The sequence below is a fragment of the Streptomyces sp. NPDC058195 genome (genome assembly GCF_042883525.1).
Taxonomy (GTDB): Bacteria; Actinomycetota; Actinomycetes; order Streptomycetales; family Streptomycetaceae; genus Streptomyces.
Genome location: NZ_JBHVVM010000011.1, coordinates 14,026 through 30,547 on the forward strand (window position 1 = coordinate 14,026; position 16,522 = coordinate 30,547).

13 protein-coding genes and 1 pseudogene are annotated in these 16,522 nt (G+C 73.6%); 11 read left to right on the forward strand and 3 right to left on the reverse strand.

Annotation, left to right across the window (positions count from 1 at the left end):
• Positions 1 to 214: 214 nt before the first annotated feature.
• Positions 215 to 1,720: an APC family permease gene (locus tag ACFVWY_RS15825; RefSeq protein ID WP_389872007.1), complete on the reverse strand. Its 1,506-nt coding sequence runs from the start codon at positions 1,718 to 1,720 to the stop codon at positions 215 to 217.
• Positions 1,721 to 1,949: 229 nt separating this feature from the next.
• On the opposite strand from ACFVWY_RS15825, the gene ACFVWY_RS15830 reads away from it, so the two are divergent.
• Positions 1,950 to 2,672, forward strand: coding sequence for a GntR family transcriptional regulator (locus ACFVWY_RS15830; protein WP_389872009.1), 723 nt, complete (start codon positions 1,950 to 1,952; stop codon positions 2,670 to 2,672).
• A gap of 37 nt (positions 2,673 to 2,709) precedes the next feature.
• Positions 2,710 to 3,921, forward strand: a complete 1,212-nt coding sequence (locus ACFVWY_RS15835) for an amidohydrolase (protein ID WP_389872011.1) — start codon at positions 2,710 to 2,712, stop codon at positions 3,919 to 3,921.
• Positions 3,922 to 3,936: 15 nt separating this feature from the next.
• Here the strand turns inward: ACFVWY_RS15835 and pcaB are convergent, their stop codons facing one another.
• Positions 3,937 to 5,313, reverse strand: a complete 1,377-nt coding sequence (pcaB, locus tag ACFVWY_RS15840) for a 3-carboxy-cis,cis-muconate cycloisomerase (protein ID WP_389872013.1) — start codon at positions 5,311 to 5,313, stop codon at positions 3,937 to 3,939.
• A gap of 137 nt (positions 5,314 to 5,450) precedes the next feature.
• On the opposite strand from pcaB, the gene ACFVWY_RS15845 reads away from it, so the two are divergent.
• From ACFVWY_RS15845 to thrS, 3 genes and pseudogenes are all read left to right on the forward strand, one after another.
• On the forward strand, positions 5,451 to 7,118 hold the full coding sequence (locus tag ACFVWY_RS15845) for an FUSC family protein (protein WP_389872016.1): 1,668 nt from the start codon (positions 5,451 to 5,453) through the stop codon (positions 7,116 to 7,118).
• Positions 7,115 to 7,621: a MarR family winged helix-turn-helix transcriptional regulator gene (locus ACFVWY_RS15850; protein ID WP_389872018.1), complete on the forward strand. Its 507-nt coding sequence runs from the start codon at positions 7,115 to 7,117 to the stop codon at positions 7,619 to 7,621. Before ACFVWY_RS15845 ends, ACFVWY_RS15850 begins: the two co-directional genes overlap by 4 nt.
• A 219-nt stretch (positions 7,622 to 7,840) precedes the next feature.
• A pseudogene (gene thrS, locus ACFVWY_RS15855) lies at positions 7,841 to 9,061 on the forward strand (threonine--tRNA ligase); the annotation flags it as partial.
• 10 nt (positions 9,062 to 9,071) lie between these two features.
• On the opposite strand, the gene ACFVWY_RS15860 reads toward thrS, so the two are convergent.
• Positions 9,072 to 9,944 (reverse strand): IclR family transcriptional regulator, encoded by an 873-nt coding sequence (locus tag ACFVWY_RS15860; protein ID WP_389872021.1) that lies wholly within the window; start codon positions 9,942 to 9,944, stop codon positions 9,072 to 9,074.
• Positions 9,945 to 10,364: 420 nt separating this feature from the next.
• Here ACFVWY_RS15860 and ACFVWY_RS15865 point away from each other — a divergent pair, with 420 nt between their 5' ends.
• The 6 genes from ACFVWY_RS15865 to ACFVWY_RS15890 all read left to right on the forward strand — a co-directional run bounded on the left by ACFVWY_RS15865 (position 10,365) and on the right by ACFVWY_RS15890 (position 16,516).
• On the forward strand, positions 10,365 to 12,002 hold the full coding sequence (locus ACFVWY_RS15865; RefSeq protein ID WP_389872023.1) for an ATP-binding protein: 1,638 nt from the start codon (positions 10,365 to 10,367) through the stop codon (positions 12,000 to 12,002).
• A complete protein-coding gene (locus ACFVWY_RS15870) occupies positions 11,999 to 12,406 on the forward strand; it encodes a roadblock/LC7 domain-containing protein (RefSeq protein ID WP_389872025.1) in 408 nt (135 codons plus the stop codon). Before ACFVWY_RS15865 ends, ACFVWY_RS15870 begins: the two co-directional genes overlap by 4 nt.
• Positions 12,403 to 12,774, forward strand: coding sequence for a DUF742 domain-containing protein (locus tag ACFVWY_RS15875; RefSeq protein ID WP_389872028.1), 372 nt, complete (start codon positions 12,403 to 12,405; stop codon positions 12,772 to 12,774). Before ACFVWY_RS15870 ends, ACFVWY_RS15875 begins: the two co-directional genes overlap by 4 nt.
• Complete coding sequence (locus ACFVWY_RS15880; RefSeq protein ID WP_389872031.1) at positions 12,755 to 13,369, forward strand: ATP/GTP-binding protein; 615 nt, start codon at positions 12,755 to 12,757, stop codon at positions 13,367 to 13,369. Before ACFVWY_RS15875 ends, ACFVWY_RS15880 begins: the two co-directional genes overlap by 20 nt.
• A gap of 67 nt (positions 13,370 to 13,436) precedes the next feature.
• The gene (locus tag ACFVWY_RS15885; RefSeq protein ID WP_389872033.1) at positions 13,437 to 15,011 is read left to right on the forward strand and encodes a cytochrome P450; all 1,575 of its coding nucleotides are present in this window, start codon (positions 13,437 to 13,439) and stop codon (positions 15,009 to 15,011) included.
• Positions 15,012 to 15,169: 158 nt separating this feature from the next.
• The gene (locus tag ACFVWY_RS15890) at positions 15,170 to 16,516 is read left to right on the forward strand and encodes a 6-phospho-beta-glucosidase (protein WP_389872036.1); all 1,347 of its coding nucleotides are present in this window, start codon (positions 15,170 to 15,172) and stop codon (positions 16,514 to 16,516) included.
• The last annotated feature ends 6 nt before the right edge of the window (positions 16,517 to 16,522 follow it).

Consider the following 16,522-nt stretch of genomic DNA (forward strand, 5'->3'; position numbering starts at 1 on the left):
CTCCCGGGCACCGGTACGCACACCGGATCACGGCCGGGAGCCGCTGACCGCGGCCACGGGCCGAGAGGGACGACGAGGACGGTCACCCGCTTCGCGCGCACGCCGGTCCGGACCTGGTGCCGGGTGAGGGAACAGGGCCGGGGCCGGGGCCGTGCCGGGAGCCGGCACCGGCACGGCCCCGGCCCTGTACGCGCCGATCGGCCGGCGCCGGAGTTCAGCCCCGCTCGACGTCCACCTCGGTGAGCCGCCCGTACCGCTCCGGGTCGGTGCGGCGGATGCGCAGGGCCACCGCGGCACCCGCCGCCAGGGCGACCGGCAGCGGTACCAGCAGCGCCGCGTTGACCGCGCCGGTGCGCCCGGTCAGCAGGTCGAAGTGGAGCACCGCGAGCACCGACAGCACCGTCAGCCCCACCGATGCGATCAGCGGAGCGGCCCCGACCCGCCAGCGGGACATGCCCTGCCGGTCGCGCCGGAAGAAGAAGCAGACGGCGAGGGCGGCCAGGGCCTGCATGATCATGATGCCGAGGACGCCGGTGCTGTTGGTCCACAGGAAGATCTCGCCGTACGGATCGGCGCCGGCCAGCGCCCCGCCCCCGACGATCACCAGGCCCACGGCGGTCTGGACGAGGACCGCGGCCACCGGCGACCCCTGGCGGTCCGACACCCGGCCCAGGCGGCGCGGCAGCAGACCCTCCCGGCCCAGGGCGTAGAGGTAGCGGGCCGCCGCGTTGTGGAAGGCCAGCGTCGCGGCGAAGGCGCTGACCACGATCAGCACGTGCATCGAGTCGGCGAGCCAGGGACCGGCGAACCGCTCCGCCACGTGGAACGTCAGCTGCGGGCCGTCCGAGGAGCGGGCCGCCGACACCGACTCCTCCGTGCCGAGCCCGCCCATCAGGATCCAGACCCCGACCGCGTAGAACAGTGCCAGGAACCCGATGGCGACGAAGGTGGCGCGGGGCACCGTACGGGCCGGGTCGCGGGCCTCCTCGGCGTAGATCGCGGTCGCCTCGAAACCGGTGAACGCGCCGATGACCAGGACGAACATCCCCGCCATGCCGTCCGAGGAGGCCAGCACCGACGGGTCGAAGGAGGTGAGGTCCAGGGCGGCGGTTCCCCGGTCCGCCAGCACTCCGATATCCATGACCAGAAGCACCAGCACCTCCAGCACCAGGGCCACCCCCAGCACCTTCGCGCTGAGCGTGACGCGCAGCCAGCCCAGCACCCCGGTGCCCAGCACACACAGGAGCGACAGCGGCCACCAGGGCAGTTCCGCACCGGTGAGGTCGCTCAGGGTCGTGGAGGCGAAGTAGCCGAACCCGGCCGCGACCCCGGGAGCGACCAGGTTGTACGAGAGCGTCGCCAGGTAGGCCGTGGCGACACCGAGCGTGCGCCCGAGCCCCCGGGCCACGTACGCGTAGAAGGCACCGGCGTTGCGTACGTGGCGGCTCATCGCGGTGAACCCGGCGGCGAACAGCACCAGCAGCGCGCCGGAGAGCAGATATCCGAGCGGGGTGCCCGGACCGCCGATGCCGATGGCGAACGGCGCGACCCCGGCCAGCACCGTCAGCGGGGCGGCCGCCGCCACCACGAAGAAGACCAGGTCGAAGGTGCCGATCTGCCCCTTGGCGAGGCGCCCGGCCGACGCGGCGGGCTGCGGGGGAGCGGAGGCGGGAGGGGCTGCGGGGGTGTGCGGCGGGGCAGCCGCAGGGGCTTGCTTCATGGGTGGTTCCTCAGGTGCAAACGGGCGACCAGATACCGAAGCCGATGCCTGCTTAAGGCAAGGGTCAGAAGAAAAGACCAGTTCAGAGCGGCCCGACGGGGCGCGGCGCTCAAGCTATCTGGTATACCGAATACCAGGCAAGGGGGTGCGGAAGCTTTCTGGAATCTGCGATGATCGCGGTACGGGAGCCGGAAGGAACCGGCCCCACGGCAGGACAGGAAGCGCGTCCATGAGCAGCAGCCGAACCGTCGGCCCGGCCGGCAGCGGCACGATCGGTGCGGCCCACCAGTCGCTGGGCGACCAGGTCTACGGAGAGCTGCGCGAGCGGATCATCGACGGCCGCTACCCCTCCGGCCACCGCGTCGTCGAGCGGGAGCTGGCCGACGAGCTGGGGGTCTCCCGCATCCCGGTACGGGAGGCCATCCAGCGGCTGGAGACGGAGGGCTTCATCACCGCCCGGGCACGCCGGGGCGCGTTCGTCGCCCCGCTCGGCCCCGCCGAGGCCGCGGACTTCTTCGACATCCGGGAACACCTGGAGGCACTGGCGGCCTCGCTGGCCGCCCGCCGCGCGGACCGGGACGGGCTGCGCACCCTCGAACGCCTCCTGGACCGCGCCCGCCGCGTCGCGGACTCCCCGCGCCGCACCCGCGAGCTGGGTTCGGTCCACGCCGACTTCCATCAGCAGATCGTCCTCATGTCCGACAACCCGCTGCTCCAGGGCCTGATGACGCCGCTCGACGGACGGCTGCGCCGGCTCTTCAGCCTCACCTCCGAGCCGGGCGACGGTCCCGTGATGTGCGGCGAGCACGAACAGCTCTACGCGGCGATCCGGAGCGGCGACGCGCAGGCCGCGGAGCGCATCGCCCGCAGCCATGTCGCCGGGACGCGCGAGACCGCGCTGCGGATGCTCGCCGCCGCGGAGTGCGCCGAGTCCGCCCGCCTTTGCCCCTGACCGGCCCGCCCGCACCACCGAAGGAGACCCCGTACCCATGGCGACGCCCGCCCCCGCCTCCCCGCACGTCCTGTTCACCGCGGTCCGCCGCGCCGACGGGAGCACCGGCGACCTGCTGGTCTCCGGAGGGCGGATCGCCGCCCACGACCCGGCGGAGCTGCCCGGGGGCTGTGTGACCGTGCACGCCGCCGGGGCCCTCGCCCTGCCCTCGCCGGTCGACGCGCACATCCACCCCGACAAGTCGACCTGGGGCGGGCCCTGGCTCAGCCGGGAGCCGGCGGCGACCCTCCGTGACCTGATCGACGGCGACGTACGGGCCAGGGCCGCGATCACCGCGCCGGTGGAGGAGCGGGCCGGGGCGCTCATGGACCGGGCTGTCGCCCACGGCACCCGCGCCATGCGGGCCCACGTGGACGTCGCCCCCGTCCACGGCCTGGCCGGGGTGCGCGGGGTGCGGGCGGCGGCCGACGCCCGCCGGGACCTCCTCGACGTCCAGATCGTCGCCTTTCCGCAGCTGGGCCTGTTGAGTGAGCCGGGCACCGCCGAACTGATGGAACAGGCACTGTCCGAAGGGGCCGACGTGGTCGGCGGCCTCGACCCGGTCGGCATCGACGGCGATCTGCACGGCCAGCTGGACTTCGTCTTCGGCCTCGCCGCCCGCACGGGCGCCCCGCTCGACATCCATCTGCACGACGGCGGCCCCGAGGGCATCCGCCAGGTCACCGAGATCGCCCGGCGCACCCTCGCCGCCGGGATGGGCGGCCGGGTCACCCTCGGCCACGCCTTCGCCGTGGCGGAGCTGGCCGGTGCGGAACTGGACGCCGTCGCCCGGCTGCTGGCCGAGGCGGGCGTCTCCCTGGTCACCTGCGCCCTGGGCGCCGATCCGGTCCTGGACCCCGCGCGGCTCGCCCCGCACGGGGTCCGGCTCGGCGTCGGCTCGGACGGGGTGCGCGACGCCTGGACGCCGTTCGGCGACGGCGACATGATCGCGCGGGCCCATCTGCTCGCCTACCGCACGGACGCCCGCACCGACGCCGGGCTCGCGGCCTGCTACGAGGCGGTGGCCCAGGAGGGCGCGGCCCTGCTCGGACTGCCCGCCTCCCGGCTGGAGACCGGTGACCCCGCGGACTTCGTCCTGGTGGACGCCGGGTCGGTGGCCGAGGCCGTGGTGGACCGGCCGGTGCCGTCCCTGGTGGTGCGGGGCGGCCGGATCATCGCCCGCGACGGCCGGCTGCTCCGGAGGGGCTGAGGCGGTACGGGGCGGTCAGCCCCGGTCGAGCGCGCGGTCGGTGAGGGGGCCCGCGCAGCCGGTGTAGCGGGAGGGGTCGGTGAGGTCACGCAGGTCGAGCCCGGCGAGCCCGGGTTCCTCGTCGAGCACGTCGGCGAGGATGTCGGACAGGTCCGTGGTCTCCGCGCGGGCCCGGTCGGCGGCGTTCACCAGGACCTCCTCGGCACGTCTGCGGCCGATCCGTTCGGCGAACACCGCCGCGAGCCGCTCCGCGACGATCTGCCCGCCGGTGAGCTGGAGGTTCTCCCGCATGGCGTAGGGGGCGACACGCAGCCCGTCGAGGAGCGCGGCGGTGTTCCGCGCGGCCCCGCCGACGAGCCGCAGCAGCTCGCGCAGCGGCTCCCACTCGGCGTGCCAGGCCCCGGCCGCCCGTTCGTCCTCGGCGGCGAGCGAGCCGTACAGCGTCGCCGCCAGGCCGGGGGCGCGCCGGGCGCCAGCCGTGATCAGCGTGGCCCGCACCGGATCGCTCCGGTGCGCCATGACGGGCGGGCCGTCGCCCCGCCCCTCGCAGACCTCGCCGATCTCGGTACGGGACAGGCTGAGCACATCGGCGGCCGGTTTGCCGAGCGCCCCCGCCGCGAAGGCGAGCGCTCCCGCCAGGTCGGCGACCGGGGTGCGCAGGCTGTGCCACGGCAGCAGCGGTTCGGCGAGGCCGAGTTCGTTGGCGTACGCCTGGAGCAGCGGCAGCCCCGGATCGATCCCGTCCAGGTCCTCGGCCGGTGTGTACGCCGCGAAGACCGCCAGGGTGCCCGCCGCGCCGCCGAGCTGGGCGGGGAGCGATTCCCGTACGGCCAGCAGCCGGTCCCGGGCGTCGAGGATCATCGAGCGCCACCCCGCGGCCTTGAGCCCGAAGGTGGTCGGCGCGGCCTGCTGGGTGAGCGTCCGGCCCGCCATCGGGGTGTTGCGGTGCGCGGCGGCCAGCCCCGCCGCCGCCTCGGCGGCCCGCGCCAGGTCGTCGAGGACCGGCGCCAGGGTCCGGGCGGCGACGAGCATGGCGGCCGTGTCCAGGATGTCCTGACCGCTCGCGCCCCGGTGCACGTAGGGCCGGACCTCCGGCGCCACCGCGGCGGCGAGGCTCCGGGCCAGCGGCAGGACCGGGTCGCCGCCCGCGCGTGCGGCCAGGGCCAGGGCCCGTACGTCGAAGCGGTCCGCGTCGGCGGCCTCGGTCACCAGCCGCCCGGCCTCGGCCGGGGCGAGCCCGCAGTCGGCCTGGGCGCGGGTGAGCGCCGCCTCGGCGTCGAGCATCGCCTGGAGGAAGGCGCGGTCGCCGGTGGCGGTTTCGGCGGGGTATCCCGCCCGGCCGGGGGCGAGCAGCCCGGCGTCGCTCTCGGCGGCCGGGTCGGTGGGCTGCATGCGGGTTCCTCCGTGGCTCCGTGGGGGCACCGGTGCCGGGCACCTCTCCGTGCGCATTCCGCACGCTAGGGCCTCGCGCGGCGCGCGGCCAACGGGAGGAGATGTTTTACGGGTGTAATACCTGCTAAGGTATCTGAGTGAGTGATACAACTACCTGGCCCCGGCAGCCCTCCGTCCGCAGGCTCCCGCTGGTCGCCCCGCTGCGCCTCGCCCGGCCCTCGGACATGTGGTTCAAACCGGCACTGAGCGTGGTCGTCGCCACCGCCGTTCCGGACCTGCTGCTGTACGCCGTCGACCGGCTCGACCTCGTGATGTACACGATGGCCGGATCGCTCTGCGCGCTGTACGGCCACAGCCTCCCCTACGCCCGCCGCGCCCGTGCCGTCGCCGGGGTCGTCCTCGGCATGGTCATCGGTATGGCCGCCGCCCTGGTCGCCGCCTCCCTCACCGGATCGACCGCCGTCCTGATCGCGGTGGGCGCGCTGCTCGCGGCGGTGCAGAAGACGCTCTGCGACGCCACCCGGATCGGCCCGCCCGGACCGGTGATCTTCACCTTTGTTACTTCCGCCGCGCTCTTCGCCCCGCAGCACCTCGGCGAGGTGCCGGGCCATCTCGCGCTGACCCTCGCCGGAGGCGCGGTCGCCTGGCTGGTCACGGCCGGTCCCGCGCTGCTGCGCCGGGAGGGCCCGGAGCGCCGGGCCACCGCCCGCGCCCTGGACGCCGCCGCGGCCCACCTCACCCACCCCGGCCCCCGCACCCGGCACGCGGCGGCCGTCGCCGTGCACGCGGCCTGGCAGACCCTCCTCGGCACCGGCCGCCCCACCCCTGCGCGCCGCGCCCTCGAACGCCTGGTCCTCCACGCCGAAGCGGCCCTCGCCACCGCGTCCGGCCCCGGCACCCCCGGGCAGCTTCGCGCCTGGGCCCGGGAGACCCGCGCCCGCGGCCCCGTCCCGGGCACCTCCGAGGAGTTCTCCGGCATCGGTACTGACCGGGCCGCCCCGCGCGGCACCGGCCGCCGCGAGGCCCGTCGCGCCCTGCTGCACCGGCTCACGCCGGGCTCCCCGCTGCTGCCCATCGGCGCCCGCGCGCTCCTCGGCTGCGCCCTGGCCGGATACGCCTCCCAGGCCGTCGGTGTCGGCCGCCCCTACTGGGCGATCGTCACCGCCGCAGCCCTGTTCCAGGCGAACGTGACGCTGTCCTGGCACCGGGCGGTCCAGCGCACCCTCGGCAACCTGCTGGGTGTGCTCGTCTTCGCCGCCGTCCTCCCGCTCAGCCGCCTCACCCCGCTCGCCCTCATCGGGCTCTGCCTGTTCTTCGGCTTCATGGCCGAGGCGCTGATCACCCGCAACTACTGGCTCGGCTCCATCGCCGTCACCCCGATGGCCCTGCTGGTCCTGGAGTTCGCCGGTACCCACCCGGCCGGAGAGCTCATCGGGGACCGGGTCCTGGACACCGTCATCGGCGCCGCGGCGGGCCTGCTCGCCACCATGCTGGTCACCAACCGCCGGGCCGCCGGACGCCTGGAGCGGGCCCTGGCCGCGACCGACCGGGCCCGCGACCGGGCCGTACACGCGCTGGCCGCCCCGCAGACCGGCCCCGACGCGCTCGACGCGGCCCGCCGCGGGCTGACCGGAACACTCGTCGAACTCCGCGAGGCCGACGACGCCGCGGCGGGCGAATGGTGGCAGCGCTCCCTGCCCCAGGAACAGGTGCGCGCCGCCGAGCAGGCCGGACACCGTACGCTCGCCGCGACAGCGACACGGCGGGCGTCGATGGCCCGCACCCTGGAGAACGGAGCGGTGTGACCGACGACATCGTCGCCTCGGTGGTACGGCAGTGGCAGGCCGTCAACCCGGAGCTCGACACCGGACCGATGGAACTCATCGGCCGCATCAACCGCTGCGCGGCCCTGCTCCAGCAGGCGGAGGACGCCCCGCTGCGCGCCGCCGGTCTGACCCGCGCCGAGTTCGACCTGCTCGGCGCCGTACGCCGTACCGACCGCGAACTCACCCCCGGCGAACTGGCCAGGGAGACCTTCTCGTCCGGAGCCGCGGTCACCAAACGCCTGCGGGTCCTCCAGGAGCGCGGCCTGCTCGACCGGCGCGGCGACGACCGGGACCGCCGCGTCAACCACGTCCGCCTCACCGAGGAGGGCCGCGAGCTGGTGGACATGCTGCTGCCCCGGCAGCTCGCCTACGAGCGCACGGTGCTGTCCGGCCTCGACGAGCCGTCCCGCACCCGGCTCAGCGCCCAGCTCAGCGAACTGCTCGTGCAACTGGAGGGACGCATCGGCGGCGCCCGGCGCTGAACGGGGCGCGGCGGACGGGGCGGGGCGCGGCGGCGCACGGATAATCCCGCGCGTGCGGTGCGTGCCACTGCTACCGTCCGACGCATGAAGCGCGCTGCCATGACGACGACGCCGGAGAGTGTCCCGGCGCGCTGACAGCTGTCCAGTGAGAAGCCCCGGGGCGAGTGCCCCGGGGCTTCGTGCTGTTCCCGGGCCGCCCGTCCGGCGACCGCGAGGAGAACCGCCATGCACGACCACCGCAGACTCGGCCGTGAACTCGGCCTGTTCGACACCGACCCACTGATCGGCGCGGGCCTGCCCTACTGGCTGCCCGACGGCGCCGCGGTCCGCCACACCCTGGAGGAGTACATCCGGTCCGCCGAACGCCGGGCCGGATACCGCCATGTGTACTCACCCGTCCTGGGCAAACGGGAGCTGTACGAGATCTCCGGGCACTGGTCGCACTACAACGACGACATGTTCCCGCCGATGGAGCTGGGCGGGGAGCAGGTCGTGCTCCGGCCCAGCCTCTGTCCGCACCACGCGCTCATCTACCGCTCCCGTGCGCACAGCTACCGCGAACTCCCGCTGCGCCTGGCGGAGCTGGGCGGCATGTACCGCTCCGAACTGTCGGGCGTGCTCGGCGGACTGACCCGGGTCCGCTCCATCCAGCTCAACGACGCGCACATCTTCTGCACCCCGGACCAGGTGGCCGGGGAGATCCGGGCCGCACTGGAACTGATCGGCGCGGCGTACCGTGCGCTGGGCATCACCCCGGCCCGCTACCGGCTCTCCCTGCCCGGCCCGGGAGGCAAGTACGTCGACGACCCCGCGATGTGGCGGCGGTCCACCGCGGTGCTGAGGGAGGTACTCGACCGCTCGGGGCTGGCGTACGAGCCGGCCGCTGGCGAGGCCGCGTTCTACGGCCCCAAGATCGACGTCCAGGTGGCCGACGGAGCGGGCCGGGAGTCCACCCTGTCCACCGTGCAGGTCGACTTCCACCAGCCGGTCCGCTTCGATCTGGGCTACATCGGCCCGGACGGCGCGAAGCACCGGCCGGTCATGGTCCACCGCAGCGTCATCGGCAGTGTGGAGCGGGCCGTCGCCCATCTGATCGAGGCACACGGCGGAGCCCTCCCGGCCTGGCTCGCCCCCACGCAGCTCGTGATCCTCCCGGTCTCCGACGCCGGACTTCCCGCCGCCGAGGCGCTCGCCCGGCGGTGCGTGGAACGGGGGCTGCGCGCCGGGATCGCCGGGCCGGGGCGCGGCACCCTGGGCGCCCGTGTCCGCGAGGCCCGTCTGGCGCCCTGCCAGGGGGTCATCGGGGCGCGGGAGACGGCGGAGGGGAAGGTGGCCCTCAGGCTGCGCGACGGTACCCGGCTCGAACCGCTCCCCGTGGACGAGGCGCTCACCTGGATCGCGGCCCAGGTGGACGCGTACGCCATCGAACTCGGGGAGTGAAGGCGCCTGTTCAGACCTCGCCCAGCAGGCCGGCGGACTCGGCGAGTTCCCCGGCGAGGCGGGCGAGGGCCGGGTCGTCGCCGCGGTCGGCGGGCACCGAGGCCATCAGGGCGAGCCGGTCGCGCCAGCTCGCCCCGGCCAGCGGCACCGCCACGGTGTTCAGGCCCGGGACCGCCTCCCCCCGGCCGACCGCGTAGCCGCGGGACCGGATCGCGGCGAGCTCGGCGAGCAGCGCGGTGCGCGAACCCGCGGCGGCCGGGGCCGCCGCGGGCAGCGCCTCGCCCGGGTAGAGGGCGCGGATCTGCTCCGGCGTCATCCGGGCCAGCAGCATCTTGCCGCCCGCCGTGGCGTGCGCCGGGTGCGTACCGCCCACCTGGGGGGCCACCCGCACCAGGTGCGGGGACTCGCGGCCGTCGGTGACCAGGATCAGGTCGCCGAACAGCGCCGTGGACTGCACCGTCTCGCCGGTGCGCCGCAGCGCGTCCGCCAGGACCGCCGCCACCCGCTCGCGGACCCCCGCGCCGAACCCGGCCGGGCGGCCGATCCGCACCAGTTCAGGACCGGCCGAATAGCCGCGGCCGGAGAGGTCCCGGACCGCGAAGCCACGTCCCTCCAGGGTGCTGAGCACCCGGTGTGCGGTGGACCGGCCCACGGAGAGGAGCGCGGCGGCCTCGGAGACGGTGAGCGCGTCATGGGTGAGGAAGAGCCGCATCAGCCGCAGCCCGGTGTCCAGGGACTCGATGGTGTAACCCCGGTTCGCCCCCGCGGTGTCCGTGCCGCCGCCCCTGCGGATCGCGGTGCGGTGCGCGGTGAGCGCGCCTGCGGCGGCAGCCGTACCGCTCGTCAGTTCGGCGCCTGCGGCGTCCACCTGGGTACGCGTCATGAAGCTGCTCCTTTCGAGTTGGTTCGCTCGCATGTACGCATGTCCTGCTCTGCGGGACGTCGGGGCGGACGTACGCGGAAGCGTTGACGCAGGGTCACCGTCCCGACGGTACCGCCCCGGGCGAAGGGTCTCGCTCGAACTGCCGCATTTCGTCCCGCTCTCCGGTGTGAGTGCCCTGAGTTCTCGCCACATCAGGCCGAAAGTAACTCCTTGTATGCGGATGAAAGCTATGCGTGTAAAAACTGGTGAGTGTATTACCGCTGGCGTGCTCGCGCAGGGGGTTGGGTGAATATGCCGAAGCACTGATTCGATCTGACTAAGCTCACGCGGAGTGAAGTCGAGTTGATATGAATTCGAGCGCTTGTTCCCGACTGTCCTGCAAGCGCGCTTACCTCCCGAATCAATCGCCAGAGGTCTTAGATGGTTCGTGTTGAATCACCGCCGAGCGGCCGGGGCTTCCCCGTCGCCCGTGCCGTGCTCCTGCCCGTGCTCCTGATGGGCGGTGCCACCGCCGCCGCGGTGGCACTGGCTTCCGGGGCCGCTCGCATACCGGTCGTCTGGAGCGGCGCGGTGGCCACCGTCGTGGCCGTCGTGCTGAGCGTCCAACTCGCCCGCCGGAACCGCGACCTGCGCGCCCAGCGCGCGACCTACGAACGGCGCTTCGCCGACCTGGAACGGCGCATCGCCACCCACGACGACGAGACCGTGCGCATCAGCAAGGAGCTTCTGCCCGCCGCCATCCACCGGCTGCGCGTGGGCAATTCGCCCGAAGAGGTGCTCCGCGACGTCGTCGACGCGGACGAGGCGTACCGCGAACTCCCCGACGCCCAGCGCAGCCTCGTCTACACGGTGCTGACGATCATCGACAACGAGGAGGCGATGCGCGACTCCGCGCAGCGCGCCTTCGTCAACGTCGCCCGGCGCGTCCAGGCGATCGTCCACCGCCAGGCCAGCGAACTGCGCGAGATGGAGGAGCACCACGGGCGCAACCCCGACGTCTTCGACGACCTGCTCCGCATCGACCACGGCACCGCGCTGATCGGCCGCCTCGCCGACTCCATCGCGGTGCTCGGCGGCGCCCGCCCCAGCCGTCAGTGGCCCAAGCCCGTACCGCTGTTCAGCGTGCTGCGCGGTGCCATGTCGCGGATCCTGGAGTACCCCCGCGTCGATCTGCACTCGATCGCAAAGGTCGCCATCGTCGGCACCGCGGTCGAACCGCTCATCCACGCCTGCGCCGAACTCCTCGACAACGCCACCCGTTACTCACCCCCGCAGACCCGGGTCCACGTCACCGCCGTCGAGGTGCAGACCGGCATCGCCATCGAGATCGAGGACGGCGGCGTCTCGCTCAGCGAGGAGGCCCGCTCGCGGGCCGAGAACATGCTCGCCAGGGCCCAGGCCGGCTCCAACATGAACGACCTCGGCGAGTCCCCCCGGCTCGGCATGGCCGTGGTCGGCCGCCTCGCCCGGATGTACGACCTCCAGGTCTCGTTGCGGCAGTCCGCGTACGGCGGCGTCCGCGCCGTGCTCATCGTGCCCCGCGCCATGATCACCACCGGGCCCGCTCCCGGCATCGCGCACGGCATCGGCGCCACGTCGAGGCCCACCAGCGACATCGACCAGGAGGCGATGAAGCATGTGGTGCCGGCCCGCCGCAAGCCCCGTACCCCCGTGGCCCAGCGGCCCGCCACCGGGCCCGTCGCTCCCGCCGCCCGGCCCGCGCCCGTCACTCCCGCGGCCGCCCTGGAGGACGACGTCCCCGTGGTGACCGAGTGGACCGCGGGCGGACTCCCGCAGCGCCGCAGCCGCGGCCGGGCACCGCTGGGCTCGCACAACCTTCCGGCCCAGCCCGTCGACCCCACCGCGGGCCGGACGAACGGCCATGCCAACGGCCACGCCAACGGACACGGCCCCGGCGGCCCCGGTGGCTCCGGCGGCAAGGAACAGCCGCCGGGCCTCTGGCTGGAAGCCTTCACCAACGCGGTCAACGGTGTGCCGCAGGACCCCAAGACCGACGAAGACTCTGATGATGCGTGGGACAAGGGAGACCTGAAGTGATCCAGCAGCGGGGAAACATGGACTGGATGCTCAAGGAGCTGGCCGAGGACGTACCGGACATCCACCAGATCGTGGTGCTCTCCGCCGACGGCCTGCGCATCGCCCAGCACGGCGGTGACCCCGATGTCGGCGACCGCCTCGCGGCGGCCTGCGCCGGACTGCAGAGCCTGGCCGCCGCCGTCGCCTCCGAGATCCCCTACAGCGACGGGATCATGCGGCTGGTCGTCATCGAGGTCACCGGCGGCTTCTTCTACCTGATGGCCGCGGGCACCGGCGCGTACCTCGCGGTCCTCGCCGGTGAGACGGTCGACGCGGGGCTCGTCGGCTCGCGGATGCGCGACATGGTCGTCAGGATCGGGGCTCATCTGTCGAGTCCGCCCCGCCACGGCGGGCAGACAGGATGAGTCACCCACGACGAGAACGGCGGACGGCCGACCCGGCGCTGAGCGATCCGGAACGGCTGTACGTGATCACCGGCGATCTGGACGGCAGTGAGCGGGCCCACCTCGACCTGGTCACGATGATCGTGGCACAGGCACTGCCGTCCCCGACGGTCCAGCCCGAGCAGGCCGTGATCCTCCGGCTCTGCCAGGCGCCGTTATCCGTCGCCGAGCTCTCGGCCTACCTCGGGCTGCCCTTCAGCGTGGTGACCTCACTGCTCACCGAACTCCTCACGGCCGAACTCATCGAATCGCGCGCACCTATCGTCCGCGCCACCCTCCCGGACAGGTCCCTTCTCGAAGCGGTGATGCATGGACTTCAGAAGCTCTGACACGATCACCGGCCCCCGGAGCGAGGACGTCCTTCCCACCACGGCGACAGCCGCGGTGAAGGTCGTGATCGTCGGCGGGTTCGGGGTCGGCAAGACGACCATGGTCGGATCCGTCAGCGAGATCCGGCCACTGACCACCGAAGAAACCATGACCCAGGCCGGTGTCGGCGTGGACGACAACTACGGGGTGGAGAACAAGACCGCCACCACCGTGGCCATGGACTTCGGCCGGATCTCCATCAGCGAGGAGCTGATCCTCTATCTGTTCGGCACCCCGGGCCAGGAGCGGTTCTGGTTCCTGTGGAACGGCCTGTTCGAAGGTGCCCTCGGCGCGGTGGTCCTCATCGACACCCGGAGGCTCGAAGTCAGCTTCGACGTCATCGGCAGGCTGGAGGAGCGCGGCGTGCCGTTCGTCGTCGCCATCAACACCTTCCCCGACGCCCCGAAGCACCCCGTCGAGGCGTTGCGGAGCGCTCTCGACCTCCCCGAGGAGGTCCCGATGATCGACTGCGACGCCCGGCTGCGCGGCTCCAGCCGCGACGTGCTGATGACCCTGATGCGCTATCTGCACAGTCTGGCCCTCCCGCTCGCCTGACCGCAGTACCACCCCCGCGCGCATCCCCACCCGTCTGGTTTCCGGAAACCTGATCCCTGGAGCGATCGTGACAACCCCTTTCCCATACGAGCCCGGAGCGGCCCAGGGGCCGGTCCCGCCCCCCGAATGCCCGGCCCACGGCCTGGGCATCGGCCCCGGCGGACTGCGCCGGCTCTACGGCCCGGAGGCCGAGCGGGATCCGCACGGGCTCTACGACAAGCTGCGCGCCGAACACGGCAGCGTGGCCCCCGTGCTGCTGCACGGGGACGTGCCCGCCTGGCTGGTTCTCGGGCACAGCGAGAACCTGCACATGACCCGCACCCCCTCGCAGTTCTCCCGCGACTCCCGGCGGTGGCGGGCCCTGCAGGACGGCAGCGTCGCCCCCGACCACCCGCTGGCCCCGATCTTCACCTGGCAGCCGATGTGCGTGTTCGCCGACGGTGCCGCGCACGAACGCCTGCGCGGCGCGGTCACCGACAGCATGGGCCGGATCGACACCCGCGGTGTCCGCCGCCACATCAACCGCTACAGCAACCGGCTCGTCAACGACTTCTGCCAGCAGGGCCGCGTCGACCTGGTCGCCCAGTTCGCCGAGCGGCTGCCGATGATGGTGATGTGCGCGATCATCGGCATGCCCGAGGAGTACAACGACCGGATGGTCCAGGCCGCCCGCGACATGACCCGCGGTACGGCCACCGCCGTCGCCAGCAACGCCTACGTGCTCGACGCGCTGACCCGGCTCGTCCAGCGCCGTCGGCGCGAACCCTCGGACGACTTCGCCACCTGGCTCGTCGAACACCACGCCGGGATGAACGACCAGGAGGTCAGCGAGCACCTCCGGCTCGTCCTGATCGCCGCGTACGAGGCCACCGCCAACCTGATCGCCAACGTGCTGCGGATGGTGCTCACCGACCCGCGCTTCCGGGCCAGGCTCAGCGGCGGGCACATGACGGTGCCCGAGGCGGTCGAGCAGACCCTCTGGGACGAGCCGCCGTTCACCTCGGTCTTCGGCCGCTGGGCGGTCGGCGACACCGAACTCGGCGGCCAGCAGATCAAGGCCGGTGACGCGCTGATCGTCGGCATCGCACCGGCCAACATGGACCCGGAGGTCCGGCCCGACCTGAGCGCGGACATGGCGGGCAACCGCGCCCACCTCGCGTTCAGCGGGGGCCCGCACGAATGCCCCGGGCAGGACATCGGACGAGCCATCGCCGACGTCGGCGTCGACGCCCTGCTGATGCGCCTGCCCGACCTCGAACTCGCCGTCGAGGAGAGCGAACTGCGCTGGGTCGGCAACCTCATGGGGCGGCACCTGGTGGAGCTCCCGGCGGACTTCGCCGCCCGCCCGCCGCAGGACGACAAGGAACCGCCGTCCATGGGCAGGCCCAACCCGCAGCGCACGGACTGGGAAGTGCAGTCATCCGTGCGGCACACCGCCCCCGCCCCCGGACGCGCCCCCGTACCGCCCGTCGCCCCCGCGGCCGCGACGGAGACGGAGACGGTCACGGCGACGACCACCGTCGCCCCGGGCACGAGCACCGCCTTCGGCGCCTCCACCGTCGGGCACATCCCGCAGCAGCGCGGCGGATCCGCCCCCGTGAGGCTGTGGCGGGCCGTCTCGCGCTGGTGGAGCGGCAGCTGACCCGCCGCGCCACACCCGCCCGGGACGCGGTACGGCCAACGGCACCCGGCCCGGCTCCCCTGGACCCTTCGGTCCGCGGGAGCCGGGCCGGGCGGCGTTCCCGCCCGCTCCGGCGAGCTCCGCCCCCGCTCCCGGCTCTCCCCGTACCATGCGGAAGCGTGAAGCTGACAATTCTGGGCGGCGGCGGATTCCGGGTTCCACTCGTCTACGGGGCGCTGCTCGCCGACCGGGCCGACGGCCGCGTATCGGCGGTCACCCTCTACGACACCGACCGGGACCGGCTCACCGCCGTGGCCCGGGTCCTGGCCGAACAGGCCGCCGGGGTGCCCGACGCGCCCACCGTCACCGCCACCACCGAACTCGACGAAGCGCTGCGCGGCGCCGACTTCGTCTTCTCCGCGATCCGGGTCGGCGGCCTCGAAGGCCGGGCCGCCGACGAACGGGTCGCGCTCGACGAGGGCGTACTCGGCCAGGAGACGGTCGGCGCGGGCGGCGTCGCGTACGGGCTGCGCACCGTGCCCGTCGCCGTCGGCCTGGCGCGGCGCATCGCCCGGATCGCCCCCGCCGCCTGGGTCATCAACTTCACCAACCCGGCGGGCCTGGTCACCGAGGCCATGTCCCGCCACCTGGGCGACCGGGTCATCGGCATCTGCGACTCCCCGGTGGGCCTCGGCCGCCGCATCGCCCGGGTCCTGGGCGCCGATCCGGACCGGGCCCGGATCGACTACGTGGGGCTCAACCACCTGGGCTGGGTGAGAGGCCTGTACGTCGACGGCCGAGACGAGCTGCCGAGGCTGTTCGCCGATCCGGAACTCCTCGAATCCTTCGAGGAGGGGCGGCTCTTCGGCGCCGACTGGCTGCGGTCGCTGGGCGCCGTCCCCAACGAATACCTGCACTACTACTACTTCAACCGGGAGGCGGTGCGCGCCTATCAGGACGCCGAGCAGACCCGCGGCGCCTTCCTCCGCGAACAGCAGGAGGGCTTCTACGCCCGGGTGAAGAATCCCGCCACCCCCGCCCTCGGCACCTGGGACCGTACCCGGGCCGAACGGGAGGCCACCTACATGTCGGAGAACCGGGAGGTCGCCGGGGCCGGCGAGCGGGAGGAGAGCGACCTGGAGTCCGGCGGCTACGAGCAGGTCGCGCTCGCCCTCATGCGGGCCGTCGCCCGCAACGAACGGACCTCGCTCATCCTCAACGTCCGCAACCGCACCACACTCCCGGTGCTGGACGGCGACGCCGTGATCGAGGTGCCCTGCCTGGTCGACGCCAACGGCGCCCGCCCCGTCGCCGTCGAACCGCTGCCGTATCACGCCGTCGGACTCGTCACCGCGGTCAAGGCGGTCGAACGCGCGGTGCTGGAAGCGGCGGAGAGCGGCTCGCGTGCCGCCGCGGTGAAGGCCTTCGCGCTGCACCCGCTGGTCGATTCGGTGACCGTGGCCAGACGGCTCCTCGACGGCTACACCAAGGTCCACCCCGGCCTCGGCTATCTCGACCGGCCCTGAGGCCCT